Here is a 19,219-nt window from a genome sequence, read left to right on the forward strand (position 1 = left end):
TAAATTCCACGCTCCCGGCGTTGACTACTGCTTCCATTGGAAGACCAGCTCACCGGTCTCCAAGCCCTCCCCTCTCGCTTTCAAGACCACCTTCCCCTGCTCTTCCGCTCCTCGCAGGAGGACCAAGGCACGGCCTTGGAAGGCCTCGCGTTCACTCGCTTGGAATGGCTCCAGGCTAACGACTGAGCCGTTATCGACGGCGACGATCTTGCCGGGACCTTCGATGGAAAAGGCGATCTTGTTAGAGGCGGTGGGAACCACGACGCCATTGGCATCGGTCACGAACACCTCGACGCTGGCCATACGATCCCAAGTCCGCGAGAGCCCGCTCTGGTCGGATTTTAGCAATAGCTTCGCCGGCTTGCCTGCCGTGCGCAGGTTGTTAGAGGCAACCTCCTTGCCATCGTTGAAGGCCACGGCTTTCAGCGTCCCGGCTTCAAAGGGCACCTTCCAGTTGAGCGCAAAGTCCTTGCGAACCGGCTTCTTGCCCAGCGACTTGTCGTTGAGGAATAGCTCAACCTCGGAAGCATTGGTGTAAACCTCCACGTTTTCCTCGTGCGCCCCCTGATTCGCAGGCGTCCAGTCCGGAAAGAGCACCTGCCGGCGCTTCCACTCCACCGCCTCGTAGCCCGGATCGGCCGGGGTCTCCTCGGTCGTGGCGACGCGGCGGAAGGTGCCGACCATCGGCTTCTCGCTCCACCAGCTCTGACGCTCGACGCCGCGCGGTTGGACAAAGCCGGCTCGATCTAGCAAACCTGCATTGAAGGTCGTCACCGGCCAGCTCCGCGCCTCCCCGAGGTAGTCGATGCCCACCCACAGGAATTGTCCGGCGTGCTGCGGATTGTCGCGGCAATCGAACCACGTCGAGCGGTCGTGCCCCTGCTCGGAGCCGAAGATCTTGCGACCCGGCTTATCCTTCCATGCCTGAAGCAATTCGCCATCGCGGTAATTCACGCCGATCACATCGAGCAAGTCGGCGAGGCCGTTGGTGAAGTCCTTCGAGACATTCGGGCGGAACAGCGCCTGCGTCACCGGCCGCGTCGGATCCGCCTCGTGGCAGACCTCCACCAGGCCTTTCAAAATCGGAATAGCGATGTCCGGCTTCGGCGTGTCGTGGATCTCATTGCCCACCGAGTAGAGGATGACGCTTGGATGATTGCGGTCGCGCAGCACTCCATCGCGCAAGTCGGTGTGCGACCACTCCTTGAAGAAGCGATGGTAGTCCTGCTTGTTCTTGCCCTTGGTCCAGCAATCGAAGAACTCGTCCATCACCAGGAAGCCCATGCGGTCACAGAGATCCAGGAACTCCGGCGCGGGCGGATTGTGGGCGGTGCGAATGCTGTTCACGCCAAGCTCACGAAGCTTCTTCAAGCGACGCTCCCACACCGCCAGCGGCACCGCGGCACCGACCGCACCGCCATCGTGATGAAGGCACACTCCCTTCATCTTCACCTGCTTGCCATTGAGCACAAAGCCGCGGTCGGTCGTGAACTCGGCACTGCGAATGCCGAAGGTGGTGGTGACCTTGTCGAGTTCCTTGCCATCGCTTGTTAGGGTAGTCACGAGCCGGTGAAGGCGAGGCTCGTCGATCCCCCAGAGCTTCGGATTCGGCACGACGATCTGCTGGGTGCCCGTGCCGTCCTTCCCTTCGGCGACAACGAGGTCGGAGGAAGCGGTGGCGAGTTCCTTGCCATCGGGGCCGAGCACCGTGGAGCGCAACGTAAGCTTCGTTTCCGCGCCACTCGTATTCGCCACCTTCGTTTCGATCTTCACCGTCGCCTTCGCCGTATCGACCTGCGGAGTGCTGACGAAAACACCCCACGGCGCCACGTGAACCGGATCCGCGACCACCATCCGGACGTGCCGGTAGATGCCGGCACCCGTATACCAGCGCGATGCCGGCTGAGGCGTGGTGTCGGCTTTCACCACAAGCACGTTCTTCGCCTTCAGATGAGGGGTGAGGTCGTGGCGGAAACTCACGTAGCCATTCGGTCGCTTGCCGAGTGAATGGCCGTTGATCCAGACCTCGGCATTCGCCATCACGCCGTCGAATTCGATCCAGACCCGCTTGTCCTTCTCGCCGAAGGGGAATTCCTTGCGATACCAAGCAACGCCGGACGGCAGCCACCCGCCCGAGCCCGTGGTGGGCGCGGATTTGTCGAATTTACCGGCGATGCTCCAGTCGTGGGGGACCGCGACCGTCTGCCAGCCGCTGCCATCGAAGCTCTCGTTCTCCGCTCCTGCGGCGTCGCCCTGGTGAAACTGCCATCCGTCATCGAAAGGAAGGATTTCCCGCGCAAAGGCGCTAGAGCTGAGGATTGCAACCAGGAGAGCCAGCAAAGGGGGCGGAGAAAACCGGACCATGGCACAGTTAACGGGAATCAAACCCGTGTTGGAACCTCCCGGAATGGGTTATGCTGCAAAACCCGTTTGATTCGTAACGTTACTTGTCGGCCGCTCCGACGTTCCATCCTCATGCCTGTCCGCTCCGCTTCTCCATTGCTGTTCGCCCTGCTCGCCTGCCAATCCGGCGCGGCGGACGACCACCTAGCGGTGTTTGAGGGCAAGATCCTGCCGATTTTGGAGGACCACTGCTACTCGTGCCACGGCGACGGCGAGGACAAGGGCAAGGTCAGCTTCGACTCTTTTGGTTCCACGGCGGAGCTGATGCAGCAGACGAAGCTGTGGGATCATGCGTTGCGCAACGTCCGGTCCGGGCTGATGCCCCCGCCGAAAAAGGAGCGTCTCGCGGAAGAGGAGTTGGCCACGCTGGTCGACTGGATCAAGCGCGGCCCGCTGAAGCTCGATCCCGCGAATCCCGATCCCGGCCGGGTGACCCTGCGTCGGCTCAACCGCATCGAATACCGCAACACGGTGCGCGAGCTGACCGGCCACGATTTCCGCACCGACGAGGAATTCCCCGCCGACGACACCGGCTACGGCTTCGACAACATCGGCGACGTGCTCACGACCTCGCCGATGCTGCTGGAGAAGTACATGCAGGCCGCCGAGACGATCGTCGAGAAAGGACTGCCGCTGGAGAACCGGGTGACGCCACGCAAAACCTTCCCCGCCGGGATGTTCCGCGGCAAGGGCCAGCGCGGCGAAGGAGACTCGCAGTACCGGCTCTCGCTCTACAATCCCGCCGACCTCTCCGCGAAGCTGAAGATCGAGAAGGCCGGCACCTATCGCATCTCGCTGAATGCCGTACCGCGCGGATCGTTTTCCTACGATCCCGGCCGCGCCAAGGTCACATGGTCGGTGGATGGCAAGCAACTGCTCCAAGAGGAGACGAGGTGGGGTGGCAGCAAGCTCGTCTCCGAGCTCGAGGTGAAGTGGCAGCCGGGTGAGTATCCGCTGCACCTGACGATGGAGCCACTGGTCGGAAAGGACCAGCAGCCGCCGGACCTCGGCGATGGCCCGCCGAGTGTGGACCTCGAGCTTGGCGGCGTCACCCTGGTCGGCCCGCTGGAGCCGGAGCACGCGGTGCATCCGCCGAACTACGACAAGTTCTTCACCCGCGACCGCGTGCCGGAGGATGCCGCGGGGCGCGACGAGTATCGCACGGAAATCCTTCACCGCTTCGCCACCCGTGCCTTCCGCCGACCGGTCGATGACGCCACGATCGCAAAGCTCGCGGGCTTTGCCAAGGAGTCGGCGGAGGCTCCGGACGGCTCCTTTGAAAAGGGCATCGCCCGTGCGGTCGCGGCGATCCTTGCCTCACCGCGCTTCCTCTTCCGCATGGAGCAGGTGCTGCCGGAGAGTGACCCGGCCAAGCACCCGCTGTTAGACGAGTGGTCGCTCGCGTCGCGGCTGTCGTATTTCCTGTGGTCCACCTTGCCGGATGACGAGCTCTGCCGCTTGGCAGATAAGGGCGAGCTGAGGAAAAACCTGCCCGCCCAGATCGACCGCATGCTGAAGGACGGCCGCTCGGATGAGTTCGTGAAGAACTTCGCCGGGCAGTGGTTGCAGGCGCGCGATGTCGAGGGCGTGAGCATCGATGCCCGCGCGGTGCTATCCCGCGACAGCGGCACCGAACGCGAGAACCGCGAGCGCTCTGAAGGCTTCCGCCGCCTCAACCGTGAGATCGATGAAGCGGAGAAGGCCCGCGACGACAGGAAGCTGGCAGCCCTGAAGGAGGAGATGGCGGCCCTGCGATCCAAGTTCCGCGGCCAGCGCCGGATCGAGTTCAGCGGTTCGCTGCGCAATGCGATGCGGAAGGAAGCCGAGCTGCTCTTCCGCCGCACCCTGCGCGAGGACCGCAGCGTGCTGGAGCTGGTGGACAATGACTCCACCTTCCTCAATGAGGAACTCGCCAATCACTACGGCGTGCCTGACGTCCGCGGCGGAGACATGCGGCTGGTGAAGCTGCCGCCGGACAGTCCTCGGGGCGGCGTTCTTACGATGGGTACCGTACTTGCGGTCACCTCGAATCCCACCCGCACCTCACCCGTGAAGCGCGGCGTCTTCATCCTTGATAATTTCCTCGGCACCCCTCCCCCGCCGCCGCCGCCGGATATTCCATCGTTGGAAGCCTCCGAGAAGGGCGCGGATGGCGAGGAGCGGAGCCTGCGCGAGGCGCTCGCCTTGCACCGCGAGAAAACGCTGTGCGCCTCTTGCCACAACCGCATGGATCCGCTCGGGCTGGCGTTTGAGAATTTCAACGCGCTCGGTTCGTGGCGCGACAAGGAACTCGGCCAGCCCATCCCATCGTCCGCGGGCCAACTCATCACCGGCGAGAAATTTGCCGACGTGCGCGAGCTGAAACGGCTGCTGGTCACGTCCCGCCGCGAGGACTACTATCGCTGCATTACCGAGAAGCTCCTGACCTACGCGCTCGGCCGCGGACCGGAGCCCTGCGACACCACGACCGTCGATTCCATCGTCGAAGGACTGGAGCAATCCGGCGGCAAGTTTTCCACGCTGATCACCGGCATCATCGAATCGCCCGCTTTCCAAAAACGCCAACGCACCACGCCATGAACGCCGCCACCAACCGCCGCCGCTTCCTCCGCGGCATGGGAGCCTGCCTGGCCCTGCCATCGCTCGAAGCCTTCCTGCCCCGCGCCGCGGCGGCCGCCACCGGAGCCGCCGCCCGCGGTTTCGCCACCACGGCCACCGGCGCACCGCTGCGCATGGCCTTCCTCTATTTCCCGAATGGCGCGGTCCCGGGCGCATGGACCGCCTCGGGTGCCGGCGCGGACTTCAAGCTGGAGAACACCCTCGCTCCCCTGGACGCGCTGAAGCACCGCCTGCAGGTGATCTCCGGCCTCGATCTCAAGAATGCCGAGCCCGGCAATGACGGCGCCGGCGACCATGCCCGCGCCAATGGCAGCTTTCTCACCGGCGTGCGCGTGAGAAAGACCGCGGGTTCCGATATCTATGCCGGCGTCTCGGTCGATCAGATCGCGGCGCAGCAGATCGGCCGCCGCACCCGCTTCGAATCGCTGGAGCTTTCCTGCGACCCGCACCGGAAGTCCGGCGGCTGCGACTCGGGCTATTCCTGCGCCTACGAGTCGAATCTCGCGTGGCGCACGCCGACCTCGCCGCTGTCGCCGGAGTCCAATCCACGGCTCGTCTTCGAGCGCCTCTTCGGCTCCGGCAATCCTGGTGAACGCGGCGACAGCCTCGTCCGCCGCCGCACCCAGCAGCGTTCCATCCTCGACTTCGTGATGGACGATGCGAAGTCGATCTCGAAGGAACTCACGCATCGCGACAAGGCGAAGATGGACGAGTATCTCACCGGCGTGCGCGAGATCGAGCAGCGCATTGTCACCGCGGAAGGCTTTACCGACATTCCCGACCCGGACATGGCGACGCCGGACGGTATCCCGAAGTCCTACGACGAATACATCCGGCTGATGTTCCAGATGACGGCACTCGCCTTCGAAACCGATGCCACACGGATCGCGACGCTGCTGCTCGCCCGCGATGGCAGCAACCGCTCCTTCCCGGAGATCGAGGTCGCGGAAGGCCACCATGCGTTGTCGCATCATCGCAACAACGAGGACATGATCCGCAAGGTCACCTTGATCGACCGCTTCTACGCCGAGCGTTTCGCCGAGTTCCTCGGCATGCTGGAGACGAAGAAGGACGCCGACGGTCAAACGGTGCTGCACAATTCGATGATCGTCTACGGCTGCGGCAACTCCGACGGCAACCGCCACACGCACACCAACCTGCCGCTCGTGCTCGCCGGCAATGGCGGCGGTGCCTTGAACCCGGGCCGCGCCTTCGACGCGAACGAAACACCGCTGTGCAATCTCTACCTGAAAATGCTCGATACAATGGGCACGCCATCGATGGAACGCTTCGGCGATAGCACCGGTCTCATGACGGGAGTTTGATCCACATGAAGCTCCTGCTTTTTCTCGCACTCATCACGGCACTTCACGCGGAGGAGATCGCCCTCTGGCCCGGCGGCGCTCCCGGTTCGGAAGGAAAGACCGAAGCAGAGGTCGTCACGAAGTCCGATAGCGGTGAACTGACGGTCACCCGCGTTCACAAGCCGACGATCTCGCCGTATCTGCCGGTCCAGGAAAAGGCCACCGGTGCCGCGGTCATCGTCGCACCCGGCGGTGGCCACAAGATCCTCTGCGTCACTCACGAAGGCAGCAATGTCGCCGAGTGGCTGGCACAGCATGGCATCGCGGCCTTTGTCCTGAAGTATCGCCTCGCGAGCGAAGAAGGCTCCATCTACACGGTCGATGATCACGCGGTGGCGGACATGCACCAGGCGATCAAGCTGGTGCGCAGCCGCGCGAGCGAGTGGGGTATCAAGAAAGTGGGCGTGATGGGCTTCTCCGCCGGCGGCGAGGTGTGCTCCATCGCCAGCATGAAGTTCACGCCGGAGGACCGGCCCGATTTCCAAGCGCTGATTTATCCGGGCCGCTCGCAGCGGATCGTTCCCTTCGAGGGATCGCCGCCGGCTTTCCTCGCCGCGTCGTCGAATGACCGCCCCGATATTTCCGAAGGCCTCACCAAGGTCTATCTCGATTTCAAGAAGGCCAAGATCCCGGTGGAGCTTCACCTCTACTCTGGCGGCGGCCACGGCTTCGGCGTGCGACCGGGACGTAATGCGCCAGTCGATCAATGGATCGTGCGCTTCGACGAGTGGCTGAAGGAGCGGAAGTTTGTCACGGCTCGTTGAGGGCGCTCCAAGCCCCAACGCCGCGAGGGTCCAGATGCTGATCTGTTAGACCACTCTCCCTCTGTTAGATGATTCTTCAACGCCAACGGCACGAAATCGACCGCGTAGCGGTCAAGGACGGTAGCCGCGGGCTTCAGCCCGCGGATCCGATGGGACGCGCATGGTGTCGCAGAGCGACACAGGAATCGGACGGGCGCGGGCCGTCTCTCCAAAGCCGGGTCCGCGAAGGCGGGGTTCCTTTGTCGCGACGCGACAAGACTCCTGTGCCGCTGCCAACCGTGGGTTGAAACCCACGGCTACCATCCTTGGCCGGTACGCGGCCTGCCTTGAAAACCCTCACGGCACCACCGCAGTACGCAATCCCGCACGGCTCCCCGACGACGTGAACGCCGCCTCGATCTCCACCAGCGGAAAGCTATCCCCCTGCAGCGACGTGAACGGCACGTCCGCGGAAGCCTCCGTGAGGAAATCGATCGCCGCGACGAGATCCCCTGGCGCGTAGTTGTGCAGGCCACGGATCGTGAGCATCCGGCGGACTAGTTCGTTCGGATCCAGTTCGATCTTCCCTCCCGGCGTGGTGGTGCCCGCGATCACCGAGACACCGCCGGTTCGGGTGGCCGCGATGGCGCCGGTGACGGCGACGGATGAGCCGGAGAACTCCATGGTGACATCGGCACCGCGGCCATTGGTAAGATCGCGGAGATCGGAAAGCAGATCGGCCGGTTCGCAAAAGACCTGGGAGCCGAAGCGCCGCGCGGCTTCCTCGCGACCGGGATCCAGGTCACAGGCGACCACCTCTGCGGCTCCGAGATGGCGGGCCATCGCCGTGGCGGTGAGGCCGAGCACGCCGCAGCCGAGGATGGCCACGGTCGCGCCCTCGATCGGACCGGCGAGCCGGAACGCCGCCGCCACGGTCGCCACCGCGCAGTTGGCCGGTGCCGCCAGCGCGTCTGTTAGATCCTCCGGCAGCTTCACGATGCCGGTGCCCGGCGTGAGCAGGCAGCACTCGGCGAAGCCGCCGCTGAACTCGCGGCCGGGCGCGATCGCGCTGTGGCCATATTTGAAAAGATGCTCGCATTTCTGCGGCACGCCGCGGACGCAGAAGAAGCACTCGCCGCAAGAGGCCGCGAGCGTCCACGTGATGCGATCCCCTTCCGCAAGAGGCTCGCCCCGCAGGTCGATCCGCGGCGCACCGGGACCGAAGGCCACGATGCGGCCAACGATTTCATGCCCCAGGATGCAGGGGGTTGGCTCCTGCCTACGGCCATGCCACGTGTGCAGATCGCTGCCACAAATGGTGCTGCAACTCACGTCCACCAGCACCTCCCCACGCCCCGGAGAAGGGACGGGGAACTCTTCAAGGCGGAAGGGTTCGCCATGGCCGGAGAATACGGCAGCCAAGGCACGGGCGCTGGAACGTTCAGTGTTCATGCGGTTTTTCGAATAAAGGACATGAGGATCGCGCCAAGGGCGCAGGCGACTGCCACCACGGGAAAGACCATGTGGGTCGAGTGATTGCTTTCGATCAGGTAGCCGATCAACGGCTCGCCAAGGCCGGCGAAGAGGTAGGCGAAGAAGTTCATCATGCCGGTGCCGGTGCCGGCGAGACGCTTTCCGAGCAGATCGGGACACAGCGCCCAGAAGGCCGACTGCGGACCATAGACGAAGAAGCCTGTTAGAAAAAGCAGCGGCAGCGCGAGCAACGAGGTGCGGTCGAGCATCGCCATCCCACCCGCGCAAACCGCGGCGATGCTGAGGAAAATGATGACCGGCAGGGCACGCTTTCCGCCAAAGACCCGGTCCGAGATCCAGCCCGCCGAAATCGCGCCGAAGGCCATCCCCACCGGCAGTGCGACGGACACCCATTTCTGCGGCGAGTCCTTCCAATTTTCACCGAGGAAATGCACCGGCACCCAGACCAGCAGCCCATAGCGCGCAAGGTTTTGGAAACCGATCGCCGCGCAACCGATCAGGAAGGGCATGCAAGCGAAACCACACTTGTAGCGCTCCCACCAGGTGAGATGGCGCTCGGGATGGAGCATCTCTCGTGCGGTGTCCGGCTCATCCGGCAAATCGGCAAAGCCCGCTTTCGATGGCCTCTCCCTTACCACCAGCCAGAAGACGCCGCAGCCCACCAGCATCAGCACCACCGGCCCGCGAAAGATCCAGCGCCAGCCGTGATCCACCGCAACTGCGGCAAGACAATAGGTCACCACCGATGACATCCCGGCCGCAAAAACATACCAGCCATAGACCCGGCCGCGGTGGGCCCGGTCCCACCAGTTCGAAAGGATACGGCTGCCGGGAGCCCAGCCCATGGATTGGACGAAGCCGTTCCCCGCCCATGGCACCATCACGCCCGCCAGTCCCCCGGCGAAGCTGGTGATCCAGTTCATGATGAAAGACAGCATCCCGCCCAGCGTCATCAGGCTCTTCCCGCCGAAGCGATCGGCGAGTTGCCCGTTGATGGCTTGCCCGATGGCATAGGACCACAATAGCGCCGTGCTGCACCAGCCGAGCTGGGCCTTGGAGAGTCCGAGCTCCTCGGAGATTCCGGGAATCGCGAAGCCGAAATTCTGTCGGCCCGTGTAGTAGAAAAGGTAACAAAACATCACCGCCACGAGGGTTTTCACCCGCGCGGTTGCGAAGCTCTCGGCATGTCGGATTTCAGTCATGGTTTAAGGACCGGCGCACCGCCGGAAGGAGTAGCTCCGCACGAATCCTTTCCCAAGACAAAAGTTTCCCTGAAACGATTTTGTTGCTTTCTGGGAAACCGGTGCTATCTCCGCTCTGTAAGTCGCCGCCATGTCCTGGATTTCGAAAGGTTCTGGTCTCCTGCTTGTCGCCGCGGCGTTGCCGCTGGTGGTCCGCGGGGATGACGGCAGCAAGCAGCAAGCGATGCTTGCGGCGGCGGGGCGGGAAGTCTTCCTCGATACCGGTCTTTCCAATCCACCGGGCCAGGGCTGCGCAAGCTGCCACGCGCCGGAGGCGGCCTTCGCCGATCCCCGGCCGGTTTCCCTCGGCGCGATCCCGGGGAGCGTCGGGCGACGGAACGCGACCAGCCTGATGTATGCCGCGCTGATCCCGAACATGGATCAGGAGGACATGCTCCAGGAAGACGGCACGCAGGAGTGGGTGTGGCAAGGCGGGCTCTTCCAAGACGGCAGCGCCCGCACCCTGCACGAGCAAGTGCAGCGCCCGTTCTTCGACCACGCGGAAGTGAATGTCGGCAGCGAGACCGAGCTCGCGGGGAAACTTCGCAAGGCGAATTACGCGGACAAGCTGAAGGCCGGACTCTCGGACGAGGAATGGGCCGACGATGCCAAGGTCGCCCAACGCACCTATCGCGCGCTGGTCGAGTTCCTCAAAGAGCCGATGTTCCGCCCCTTCGATGCCCGGATCGATGACTTCCTCGCCGGCGACGAGAAGGCTCTAACAGATCAAGAGAAGCGCGGGTTGGACCTCTTCAAAAGCAAGGGCAAGTGCGCCGACTGCCATTTCCTCCACGCGACCTCATGGCCGCAGCCGCTGCTGAGCGACTTCGGCTACGACAATCTCGGCGCGCCATCGCGCGGCGACAAGGATCCCGGCCTGGGCGGTCACACGTTGGCGGACGGAGAGATCGGCCAGTTCCGCGCACCAGGCCTGCGCAATGTCGCGCTCACAGCCCCCTATCTTCACAACGGCTCGCTCGCCACGCTGCGCGAGGTGATTGAATTCTACAATCGCCGCGACAAGGAGCCGGAGCGCTGGGGCGCGACGGACTACCCGGAAACGGTCAACCGCACCGATCTCGGCGATCTCGGCATGACGGATCAGGAAGTCACAGACCTGACCGCGCTGATGGAGGCCTTCACCGATCGCACGCTGCTGCAGATGCGCGAGCGCGGGGAGCGCTTCCCCGCGGTGGCCCCGGGCACGCCGGACTCGTGGAAGATGCGCTCGTACTTCCCCGACTGGAATCACGCCGCGCCGCCTTTGCCACCCCACCCGCCCTACCGCGGCCACATTTTAAAGAACCAACCCCTTTCCACCTCGCGATGAAACCACTCTCTAACAAATCCACCTTCATCCTTTCGCTGCTGCTCGCCGCGGCCGCACTCCCCGCCCTCGCGCAGACGGGCCCGATGGTCGGCACCGTGAAGACCACCGAGGCGTATTTCCTCTATCGTCCCGGAGAAGTGGAGAAGCCGCTGCGCCTGAGCGTGCTCAATGCGAGCCAACAGGTCGTGGCCACCAGCAACGCCTCCAGCGACGATGCCAATGACTACGTGGCCAAGTTCCACGTCACCGGCCTGACCGCCGCCACCGCTTACACCTACAAGGTCGAGGACGTCTCAGGCGGATCGCCGGTGCAGCTCGCCGGGCCAGCCGATGGCTTGCGCTTCAAGACACGCATGACCACCGGCACGAAAGGCGTAGTCACCGTCGCCTTCGTTTCCTGCGCCAACAGCACTTCAGAGCCGGTGTGGGAACGCATCGGCACGCTGAATCCCGACCAGGTGATCCTCGGCGGCGACACGCCATATGTGGATGTCATCGACCTGGCGACCAGCAGATCGAAGCACCGCGCCTTCCTTGAGACGCCCTTCATGAGCTCGCTTATCCACGGGACCTCCGCCGTGGGCACCTGGGACGACCACGACTTCGGCCTGAACAACGGCAACGGCGTGAACGCCGCCGACCGCCGCAACAACACCCGCAAGGCCTTCGTGGAATACCGCGCGCACGACCAATTCGGCACCGGCCCCGAGGGCGTCTATCACAAGATCGATCTCGGCGTGATGGAGATCTTCCTGCTCGATCCGCGCTGGTGGTCGCAGACCGGCCCATCGCCGGTCGACCCCACGAAGAAGACCTGCTTCGGGTCGGCTCAGTGGACATGGATTCAGCAGGCGCTGGAGACATCGCGGGCTCCCTTCAAGATCCTGACGATGGGCGAGATCTGGGAGGACAAGAAGAACTCCGAGAACGACGACCAGTTCACCTATTGGTATGAACGGGATGCGCTCTATGACTTCATCCGCTCCAAGTCCATCCCAGGCGTGGTCGTGACCGGAGGAGACATCCACGTCTCGCGTCACCTCATTCACCGCCAGCGGATCGGCTACGACTTGCAGGATTTCGTGACCTCGCCAGCGCATACTTCGGTGATTCCGAGCTTGGATGTCACCCATCCGAACCTCGAATGGTCGTCGCAGGAGCCGCGGCAGTTCATGACCATGACGGCCGACACCCGAGTCACCCCGCCGCTTCTGACGGCCCGCTTCTACAAGGCGGACGGCACCATCCAGCGCGAGGTGGCGATCCCCTACGGCCAGTTGACACCGAAGGCAGGCGAAGGCCTCGGCCGCGATCTGCGCGCATGGTGGTCGTTCGATGGCGACCTTTCCAACGACTCCGTCCTCGGCGCGCGCTTCGATGCGACCGCGGTCAACGGGGCATCGCTGGTGACGGACGGCGGCCTGCGAGGCGGTGCTGCGCAGTTCTTCCGCGACGATCAGCAGTATCTCCGCATCGGCCGGCAGACACTCGATGACACGCCGCCGCTCCCCGAACGCGCGGGCCGCAATCCGCTCGACGACAACGGCGCCGCGCACACGTTCTCGCTGTGGTGCAAGCCAAGCTCGCTGCCTGCACACGGCAGTGCGGACCGTCACTTCATGCTCGAAAGCGCACTCGGTGGCAGCGCCGACGCCGGCTACGTCTTGTCGGCCGACCTCCGCAGCGCCGCCACGGACACCACCAAGATCAACCTGGAGCTGCACACCGTCACTCTCCAACCCGCAGCCGCGGCCAGCACCTCACAGCCCACCGTGCTGGCACAAGGCCCCTTCAACTGCGAACTCGACCGCTCGCTCTTCACCAACCGGTGGGCGCACGTGGCGGTGAACTTCGACAGCACGACCCTGCGCCTCTACGTGGACGGGACCAACGTGGCCACCCACGTGCTTCCGAATCCCGGGCCTGCCGTGGAAACCGGCAGTCTGATCATCGGCGGCCATCGCAGCGGCACGGGCCGCAATTTCGACGGCTTGATCGATGAGGTCGCGCTGTGGTCGCGCGCTCTAACAGCAGCGGAAATCACGTCGCTTTATCACGCCGGCACGCCACAGGCATTGCCGACCGAGGTTTCCGCCGCGGACACCGATGGGGATACGCTGGAGGACTGGTGGGAGCGCCTCTTCGGACTCGATTCCGAGAACCCGGCCGATGCCTTGGCCGACGCCGACAACGATTCCGTCCCCGCCTGGCTAGAGCGCGCCGCAGGCACGCATCCACAGATCGATGACTCGGCGGTCTATGACTACCTCCGCGAACTCACGAGCCCGAACGCCGCGAACACCGCTCTGATCTTTCGACACCCTTCTCAAGGCACCTTGAACCTCCGTCTCAAGGCCTCTGACTCGGGCAATCTGGAAGAGTGGTCACCGCTGACTCCGGCTGACGGCCTCACTGGCGATCTGTTTTCCAACGACTTTCTCTTCTCGCTCCAGCTCCCGCCGCCCGCGCCTTGGTTCATCCGGCTCGAAGGCACCCCTCCCTGAACCCCATTCGCGATCGGCGCGCAGCCGTCGGAAGGCTGGTTTTCCCGCAATGTTACAGCATTGCCTTTTGGGAAACATTCCATTGCTCTCACCCGAATTGCCGCTAAGGGGTGTGCCACGTCCACCCGCCACTCGTAGCCACCCCGCTCGTTAACAGACCCAAAAACCTCGAATGATGATGATGAAAACGAACCACCTTCTACCCGCCGCAATGGCGTTCCTCGCTCCCGGCATGCTTTGCCAAGCCGCACCAATTTCGTGGACCACCGGCACCGCCGGCGACGCCTCGGGCTCATGGGACGGCGCGGCGTCGACCTTCAACGGCCAAGCCTACACCGGCGCGGACGACCTCAACATCAACGGCACGGCCGCCAAGACCATCACGACTTCGGGCGCGATCACCACGCCCCTCTCGCTCACGGTGAGCAGCACCGGCACGACCGGCGCTACCCTCACCAGCGGCGTGGGCGCTCCAGGCGCCGACGCGGTCAGGCTGACCGGATCCGCTCTCGACGGCACCTTGAGCAAGACCGGCACAGCCGATCTAGTGCTGGCCAACGCCAACAACTTCGGCACTGTCACGATCAGCAGCGGGAAGTTCTTTGTGAACGCTGCGGACGGCCTCGGCATCACCGGCACTCTGAACGTCAACAGCGGTGCGCCCAGCGGCGTCACGGGCAGTTATGCGGCCGGCACCCAGATGGGGAACTTCTTCTACGACTCCACCAATCTCAACGCGAGTTCCCTTCTCTCGAAGGACATCACCTTCGGCGCCGTCGGGGCGAACACCACCTATGGCATGGTGATGCGGGCGGGCGCGACCGGCGCTCCGTTGACGACAACCCTCTCGGGAGATCTGACCGGAGCATCCAATGTCACCGCGTGGCTGGATGTGGGGGCCAGCTCGATCCTTTCCACCTGGGTGCTCAGCGGGGACAACTCCGCCTTTGCCGGAAACATCCGCCTGAACCGCGGCAACATTCAGTTCGACACCTTGAACTCGATGGGCACCGGGACCCTGTTCATTCAAACGAACGGTTCGGACGGCACGGGCACGAACCTCCCGAACCTCACCTTCGGCTTCGAAGGAACTGTCAGCAATCCGATCGTCTTGCGAGCAGGCAGCGCCACAGCCGTCTCGTTGAATACCGGCGCGAACAACATCACGCTCTCCAATACGCTGACCTTGAGCGGCGACGCCACGGCCGGCGCGACCTCTACGTTCAACAAGATCGGCAGCGGCACGCTCACCCTGACCGGAACCCTCGACACCCTTGAGCGTTTGGGCGGGACCGCCACGGCGACCTCACCGCTCGTCCAGGGAGCCCTCGATGTCGGCAATGTAAGCGCCAACCTGCGGGCCGGCACGCTCGACGTCTCCGGCATGTCCGGCTCTACCCTTACTCTCAACTCCCTGGCTGGAGCCGTGGGGACAACGCTCGCCCTTGGCACCAAGGCGCTCGACATCAATGGAACGACCATCAACACCTTCTCCGGTACACTGTCGGGCACCGGGGCCACAGTTACGAAGTCGAGCACCGGAACACAGACGCTTGCCGGGGCGAACACCTACACCGGCGGCACGATCATCTCTGGCAGAAACCTCGGCGTGGGCTCGAATAGCGCGCTCGGCACCGGTCCGGTCACGATCAACGCCAGTGCGTCTTACGGCGCGGCCTACGCTTCGGGTGGAGCGCCGTTCCTGCGCTCGTCGGTGACAGGCCTGAACGTCCCTTACAATCTCCCGCTGCCGGCCACTGCCGGATTCTACGGGCTGCACTCGGGCGCGGCCGCTGGCAGCACGGTCGAGTGGAGCGGTGTCATCAGCGGCGGTGGCACCGGCGTGGTATTGCAGATCGACACCCCCAACAGCGGCGATTCCACCAGTGCCGCGACACTCAGTGGCACCAACACCTTCGCCGGTCAAATCCGCCTCAATCGCGGCATCCTGACGCTCACCAACGCCAGCGCCGCCGGCACCGCGTCGCTCTTCCTCCAAAGCAACCCCAACGCGAGCGGGAACCTGGTTTTCTCCAACAGCTTCACGCTGCCCAACAACATCGCCATCGGCTCGACCGCGGCGAATCGGATTTCGCCCGGCGCAAACAACGTCGAGCTCTCCGGCGTCATCTCCGGCACGGTGAGCTGGAGCAAGGCGGGCACGGGCACGCTCACCCTCTCCGGAGCCAACACCTTCTCTGCCGTGGTCGTCGAGGCCGGCTCGCTGCTCGTCACCAGCAGCAACACTGGCAGTAGCACCGTGAACAGTGGCGGCACGCTTGGGGGAACCGGCAGCATCGCCGGAGCCCTTACCGTCAGCACTGGAGGCACCGTCGCCCCAGGCAGCACCTCCGCCGGCGACCTCGCCGTCGGTGCCACCACCATCGCCGGCGCCTACGCCGTCGAAGTCGATGGAGCCAACGAGGACACCCTGTTCGTCACCGGCGCCCTCAACATCACCGGTGCCACACTGAATGTCACCGCCATCGGGGCCGGAGCCACCGCGGGCGAATACATCATCGCCACCTACACCGGTGCCCTCACCGGCACCTTCAGCGGACTGGACGAGGGCGCGACCGTCCTGCCGGGCTACACCATCACCTACGCTACCCCGAACCAGATCAAGCTGCTCGGCAGCGGCGGTCCGAACTACAACTCTTGGGCGGCGAGCTTCTCGCCGAATCCCGGCCTTGCGAACGTGGACTTCGAAAACGATGGCTTCGAGAACGGCACCGAGTTCATCCTCGGAGGCTCTCCGATCAGCGGGTCGAACAATCCGAAGATCTACTCTTTCACCGTGGATACCAACGCCGACCTGGCCAAGGAGTTGGTCATGACCATCGCCGTCCCGGTGGGCACTCCCGCCTTCAGCACCGGAGCGCCCTCCACCTCCAGCTTTGCCGGCTTCGGCATCGCCGTGCAGGGCAGCGAGACCTTGGCATCCTTCCCCGCGACCGTGACTCCGGTCACCCCGGTGACCACCAACCTGCCGACCCTCACCCCGCAAGGTGGTGTAAGCTACGAGTACCGCTCGTTCAGCCTCGGCGGATCGAATGGCCTGCCCAGCAAGGGATTTCTCCGGGTGCAAGTGATCAATCCGTAATCCTCATCGTTAATCAGCCCGCCTCAAGGCGACCGGCTGAGAGAATTCTGGCAACAAGACTTTCCGCTCCGGACGGGGGAACTCCACTAAGGAGCCCTCGCCGGAGCGGTTTGTTTTCCGTCCTTCAACTCATCTCCTCTACCGATGAAACTCCGGCACTGCATTCTACCTTGGGTTCTCGCCGCCGCTGGAGCCCATGGGGCGGAACTCGCCCACTATCGTTTCGACAATGGCTTCGCCGATGCGTCGGGAAATGGCCGGGACGGCGTGCTTACCGACATTGCGACGTTGGGAAACACCGCCATCGTCACCACCGACAAGGTCTTCGGAGCCGGTGCAATCGACTTCAGCGACGATCGCGATTTCATCGCGATCCCCGAACTGAACTTCCCCGCCGGTGCCACCTACACCATCGCCTTGTGGGCGAAGCGCGACAGCGGCAGCCGCACCTATGACGTGATGGCGGGGAATCGGTTCGAGGTTTCCTTCGAATGGTCGCCGGGGATGGAACGGACGGCATTTTGCGACGAATTCCCCTCCGCATGGGGCCGCGCACATTTTCGGTCGGGGGGGTTCGGTCGATTGCCAAGGGCTATGTGACGAAGTTGCCCAAAAGAAACTTTCCGATTGATTCAGAAACAAAAATGGTCGAGGGTTTTCACAGTAATTCGCGGAATGCGGATTCCCCGTTTTCACGTTAATCGCCTCGTTGGCTGCATCCGTTCACTCGCAGCAAACAGCTCAAGGCACGGTCTTCGTGTCTTTCCCACTCTACGCCAAAACGACCGATTTCTCACGCCACTTGGTTTCTCGAAACGCAATAAAAGAAAATAAGTGGCAACCCAATTGCTCCAACTGCCCGCAACGATGAAAAACTTCGCCTCGCTCGCACTGCTCTCCGTCGCCGGAGCCCTGTCCGCCTCGGCTGCACTGACGGACAATCTGGTCGCCTACTACAACTTCGAGGAAACCGGCACGACCGGCCTCCTCAACAAGGTGCCGGCGGTCAACACCCATAACGGCACCTACCTCAACGGCACGAGCTTCGGTGCCGGGGCGGGATTCGCAGGCGATGCCGCCTATGCGGGTGCCGAAGCTGGGGCTACCACCAATCGTTCCACCATGCTGGTCGGCAAGTCGCTCAATATCGCAAAGAGCGATGCAGGCATCGCGTCCGGGTCGGGGCAATTCTCGGTGGCCACGCTGACGAGCCGCGGCACGCCGCCCACAGCCGGTGACTTTGGCACCCTGGGGACGCAGTTCGCCCTGTCCGCATGGTTCTATCTGGCACCGGATGCCGACAACACGGGCACCACGGCTGACATCCTGCGCGACTTCGTCTTCGAGTCCCGCCTCAACGGCCCGGATAATACCGCGGTCTTTGATGTTTCCTTCGGCACCACGGATGCCGCGGGCACCACCTATGCCTCCTACGTCGCCAGCGCCACCCTCGGGGCCAACAACCGCGCGCTTGCCGCCGACGGATGGCACCATGTGGTCCATTCCTTCGCGACCTCAGGAGCCAATACGGTGATGACGATCTACATCGACGGCGAATTTGTCGGCACCGGCAGCGCGGCTACCACGACGATGGACTTCCGTGGGATCAACTTCGGCGCGAACCGCAATGGAGGCCGGATCTTCGACGGGATGATCGATGAAGTGGCCTTCTGGAACCGCCCGCTGACGCCCACCGAGGTCACCGAGCTCCGCGCCCTTGGCATGGCCGGCACGCCGCTGATAAACACGGTGGTAGTCGGCCTTTCAGCCAGCCCCACCGATGCGGGCTCAGTGAGTGGGACGGGCGCTTACGCACTGGGAACCCAGGTGACGATCACCGCCACCGCCAACCCAGGCTACATCTTTGAGGAGTGGGACGGCAGCTTCGCCGCCCAGACTGCTTCTTCATTTACTTACACCGCGAATGCCAGTGCCACCGCCAACGCCTTTTTCGGCGAAGACCCGGCTGACCCTGACGGCGATCGCCTGTCGAACTACGAGGAAATCGTCATCTACAAGACTCTGCCAAACAATCCGGACTCCGATGGAGATGAGATCCCGGACGGCGACGAGGTGGACATCACACGCACCAGTCCCACGACCAGCGACGCGATGTTGGTGAGCTTCGTCCGCCAGAACCTATCTCCGGATGCCGCCGGTGCCATCGTCATGTCGCCACTGCGCATCAATCGCAATCCGGCCACCGGTGCCATCAGCCTCTTCCTTTCGCTGAGCGGATCGCCCAATCATTCCACCTGGCAGGACATCGACCTCAGCAGCGCGACGATCGCTCCCGCTGGCGGTGGCTGGAACGTCACCTTTCCCGCGCCATCCAATAGCGTGAACAGCTACATCCTGCTGGATTCACAACCGTGACCCTGAAGCACGGAAACGGACTTTCCCAACTATCTCACACTT

At 63.7% G+C, this 19,219-nt stretch carries 11 protein-coding genes; 8 read left to right on the forward strand and 3 right to left on the reverse strand.

The genetic code is table 11. From position 1 onward, the window contains the following. Positions 1–24: 24 nt before the first annotated feature. Positions 25–2,340, reverse strand: a complete 2,316-nt coding sequence (locus OKA05_RS25450) for a glycoside hydrolase family 2 TIM barrel-domain containing protein (protein ID WP_264490034.1) — start codon at positions 2,338–2,340, stop codon at positions 25–27. Between the two features lie 135 nt (positions 2,341–2,475). On the opposite strand from OKA05_RS25450, the gene OKA05_RS25455 reads away from it, so the two are divergent. Genes OKA05_RS25455 through OKA05_RS25465 form a run of 3 tightly spaced genes read left to right on the forward strand, consistent with a single transcriptional unit; the run spans position 2,476 to position 7,150 of the window. Further along, entirely contained in the window at positions 2,476–4,983 is a 2,508-nt protein-coding gene (locus tag OKA05_RS25455) for a DUF1592 domain-containing protein (protein WP_264490035.1), read from the forward strand. After that, positions 4,980–6,347, forward strand: a complete 1,368-nt coding sequence (locus OKA05_RS25460) for a DUF1552 domain-containing protein (RefSeq protein ID WP_264490036.1) — start codon at positions 4,980–4,982, stop codon at positions 6,345–6,347. The genes OKA05_RS25455 and OKA05_RS25460 overlap by 4 nt, the downstream gene beginning before the upstream one ends. Before the next feature lie 5 nt (positions 6,348–6,352). Beyond that, the gene (locus OKA05_RS25465; protein WP_264490037.1) at positions 6,353–7,150 is read left to right on the forward strand and encodes an alpha/beta hydrolase; all 798 of its coding nucleotides are present in this window, start codon (positions 6,353–6,355) and stop codon (positions 7,148–7,150) included. Between the two features lie 336 nt (positions 7,151–7,486). On the opposite strand, the gene OKA05_RS25470 is transcribed toward OKA05_RS25465, so the two are convergent. Continuing rightward, a complete protein-coding gene (locus tag OKA05_RS25470) occupies positions 7,487–8,581 on the reverse strand; it encodes a zinc-binding dehydrogenase (protein ID WP_264490038.1) in 1,095 nt (364 codons plus the stop codon). Beyond that, positions 8,578–9,825, reverse strand: coding sequence for an MFS transporter (locus tag OKA05_RS25475; protein WP_264490039.1), 1,248 nt, complete (start codon positions 9,823–9,825; stop codon positions 8,578–8,580). Before OKA05_RS25475 ends, OKA05_RS25470 begins: the two co-directional genes overlap by 4 nt. Positions 9,826–9,955: 130 nt before the next feature. Between OKA05_RS25475 and OKA05_RS25480 the strand changes: the two genes are divergently transcribed. The 5 genes from OKA05_RS25480 to OKA05_RS25500 all read left to right on the forward strand — a co-directional run bounded on the left by OKA05_RS25480 (position 9,956) and on the right by OKA05_RS25500 (position 19,177). Continuing rightward, complete coding sequence (locus OKA05_RS25480) at positions 9,956–11,194, forward strand: cytochrome-c peroxidase (protein WP_264490040.1); 1,239 nt, start codon at positions 9,956–9,958, stop codon at positions 11,192–11,194. After that, positions 11,191–13,698 carry a LamG-like jellyroll fold domain-containing protein gene (locus tag OKA05_RS25485; protein ID WP_264490041.1) on the forward strand — a complete coding sequence of 836 codons (2,508 nt, stop codon included), beginning with the start codon at positions 11,191–11,193 and terminating at the stop codon, positions 13,696–13,698. The genes OKA05_RS25480 and OKA05_RS25485 overlap by 4 nt, the downstream gene beginning before the upstream one ends. A 181-nt stretch (positions 13,699–13,879) precedes the next feature. Next, positions 13,880–16,801 carry a beta strand repeat-containing protein gene (locus OKA05_RS25490; RefSeq protein WP_264490042.1) on the forward strand — a complete coding sequence of 974 codons (2,922 nt, stop codon included), beginning with the start codon at positions 13,880–13,882 and terminating at the stop codon, positions 16,799–16,801. 144 nt (positions 16,802–16,945) lie between these two features. Beyond that, a complete protein-coding gene (locus OKA05_RS25495) occupies positions 16,946–17,401 on the forward strand; it encodes a hypothetical protein (RefSeq protein ID WP_264490043.1) in 456 nt (151 codons plus the stop codon). A 267-nt stretch (positions 17,402–17,668) separates the two neighbouring features. Next, positions 17,669–19,177, forward strand: coding sequence for a LamG-like jellyroll fold domain-containing protein (locus OKA05_RS25500; RefSeq protein WP_264490044.1), 1,509 nt, complete (start codon positions 17,669–17,671; stop codon positions 19,175–19,177). The last annotated feature ends 42 nt before the right edge of the window (positions 19,178–19,219 follow it).

Origin of the sequence: Luteolibacter arcticus, assembly GCF_025950235.1 — a bacterium.
Taxonomy (GTDB): domain Bacteria; phylum Verrucomicrobiota; class Verrucomicrobiia; order Verrucomicrobiales; family Akkermansiaceae; genus Haloferula; species Haloferula arctica.

Bases quoted from the DNA above. Each gene is read 5' to 3' on its own strand.
- OKA05_RS25455 (WP_264490035.1), top strand. From the start codon at position 2,476: ATGCCTGTCCGCTCCGCTTCTCCATTGCTGTTCGCCCTGCTCGCCTGC.
- OKA05_RS25460 (WP_264490036.1), top strand. From the start codon at position 4,980: ATGAACGCCGCCACCAACCGCCGCCGCTTCCTCCGCGGCATGGGAGCC.
- OKA05_RS25465 (WP_264490037.1), top strand. From the start codon at position 6,353: ATGAAGCTCCTGCTTTTTCTCGCACTCATCACGGCACTTCACGCGGAG.
- OKA05_RS25470 (WP_264490038.1), bottom strand. From the start codon at position 8,581: ATGAACACTGAACGTTCCAGCGCCCGTGCCTTGGCTGCCGTATTCTCC.
- OKA05_RS25475 (WP_264490039.1), bottom strand. From the start codon at position 9,825: ATGACTGAAATCCGACATGCCGAGAGCTTCGCAACCGCGCGGGTGAAA.
- OKA05_RS25480 (WP_264490040.1), top strand. From the start codon at position 9,956: ATGTCCTGGATTTCGAAAGGTTCTGGTCTCCTGCTTGTCGCCGCGGCG.
- OKA05_RS25485 (WP_264490041.1), top strand. From the start codon at position 11,191: ATGAAACCACTCTCTAACAAATCCACCTTCATCCTTTCGCTGCTGCTC.
- OKA05_RS25490 (WP_264490042.1), top strand. From the start codon at position 13,880: ATGAAAACGAACCACCTTCTACCCGCCGCAATGGCGTTCCTCGCTCCC.
- OKA05_RS25495 (WP_264490043.1), top strand. From the start codon at position 16,946: ATGAAACTCCGGCACTGCATTCTACCTTGGGTTCTCGCCGCCGCTGGA.
- OKA05_RS25500 (WP_264490044.1), top strand. From the start codon at position 17,669: ATGAAAAACTTCGCCTCGCTCGCACTGCTCTCCGTCGCCGGAGCCCTG.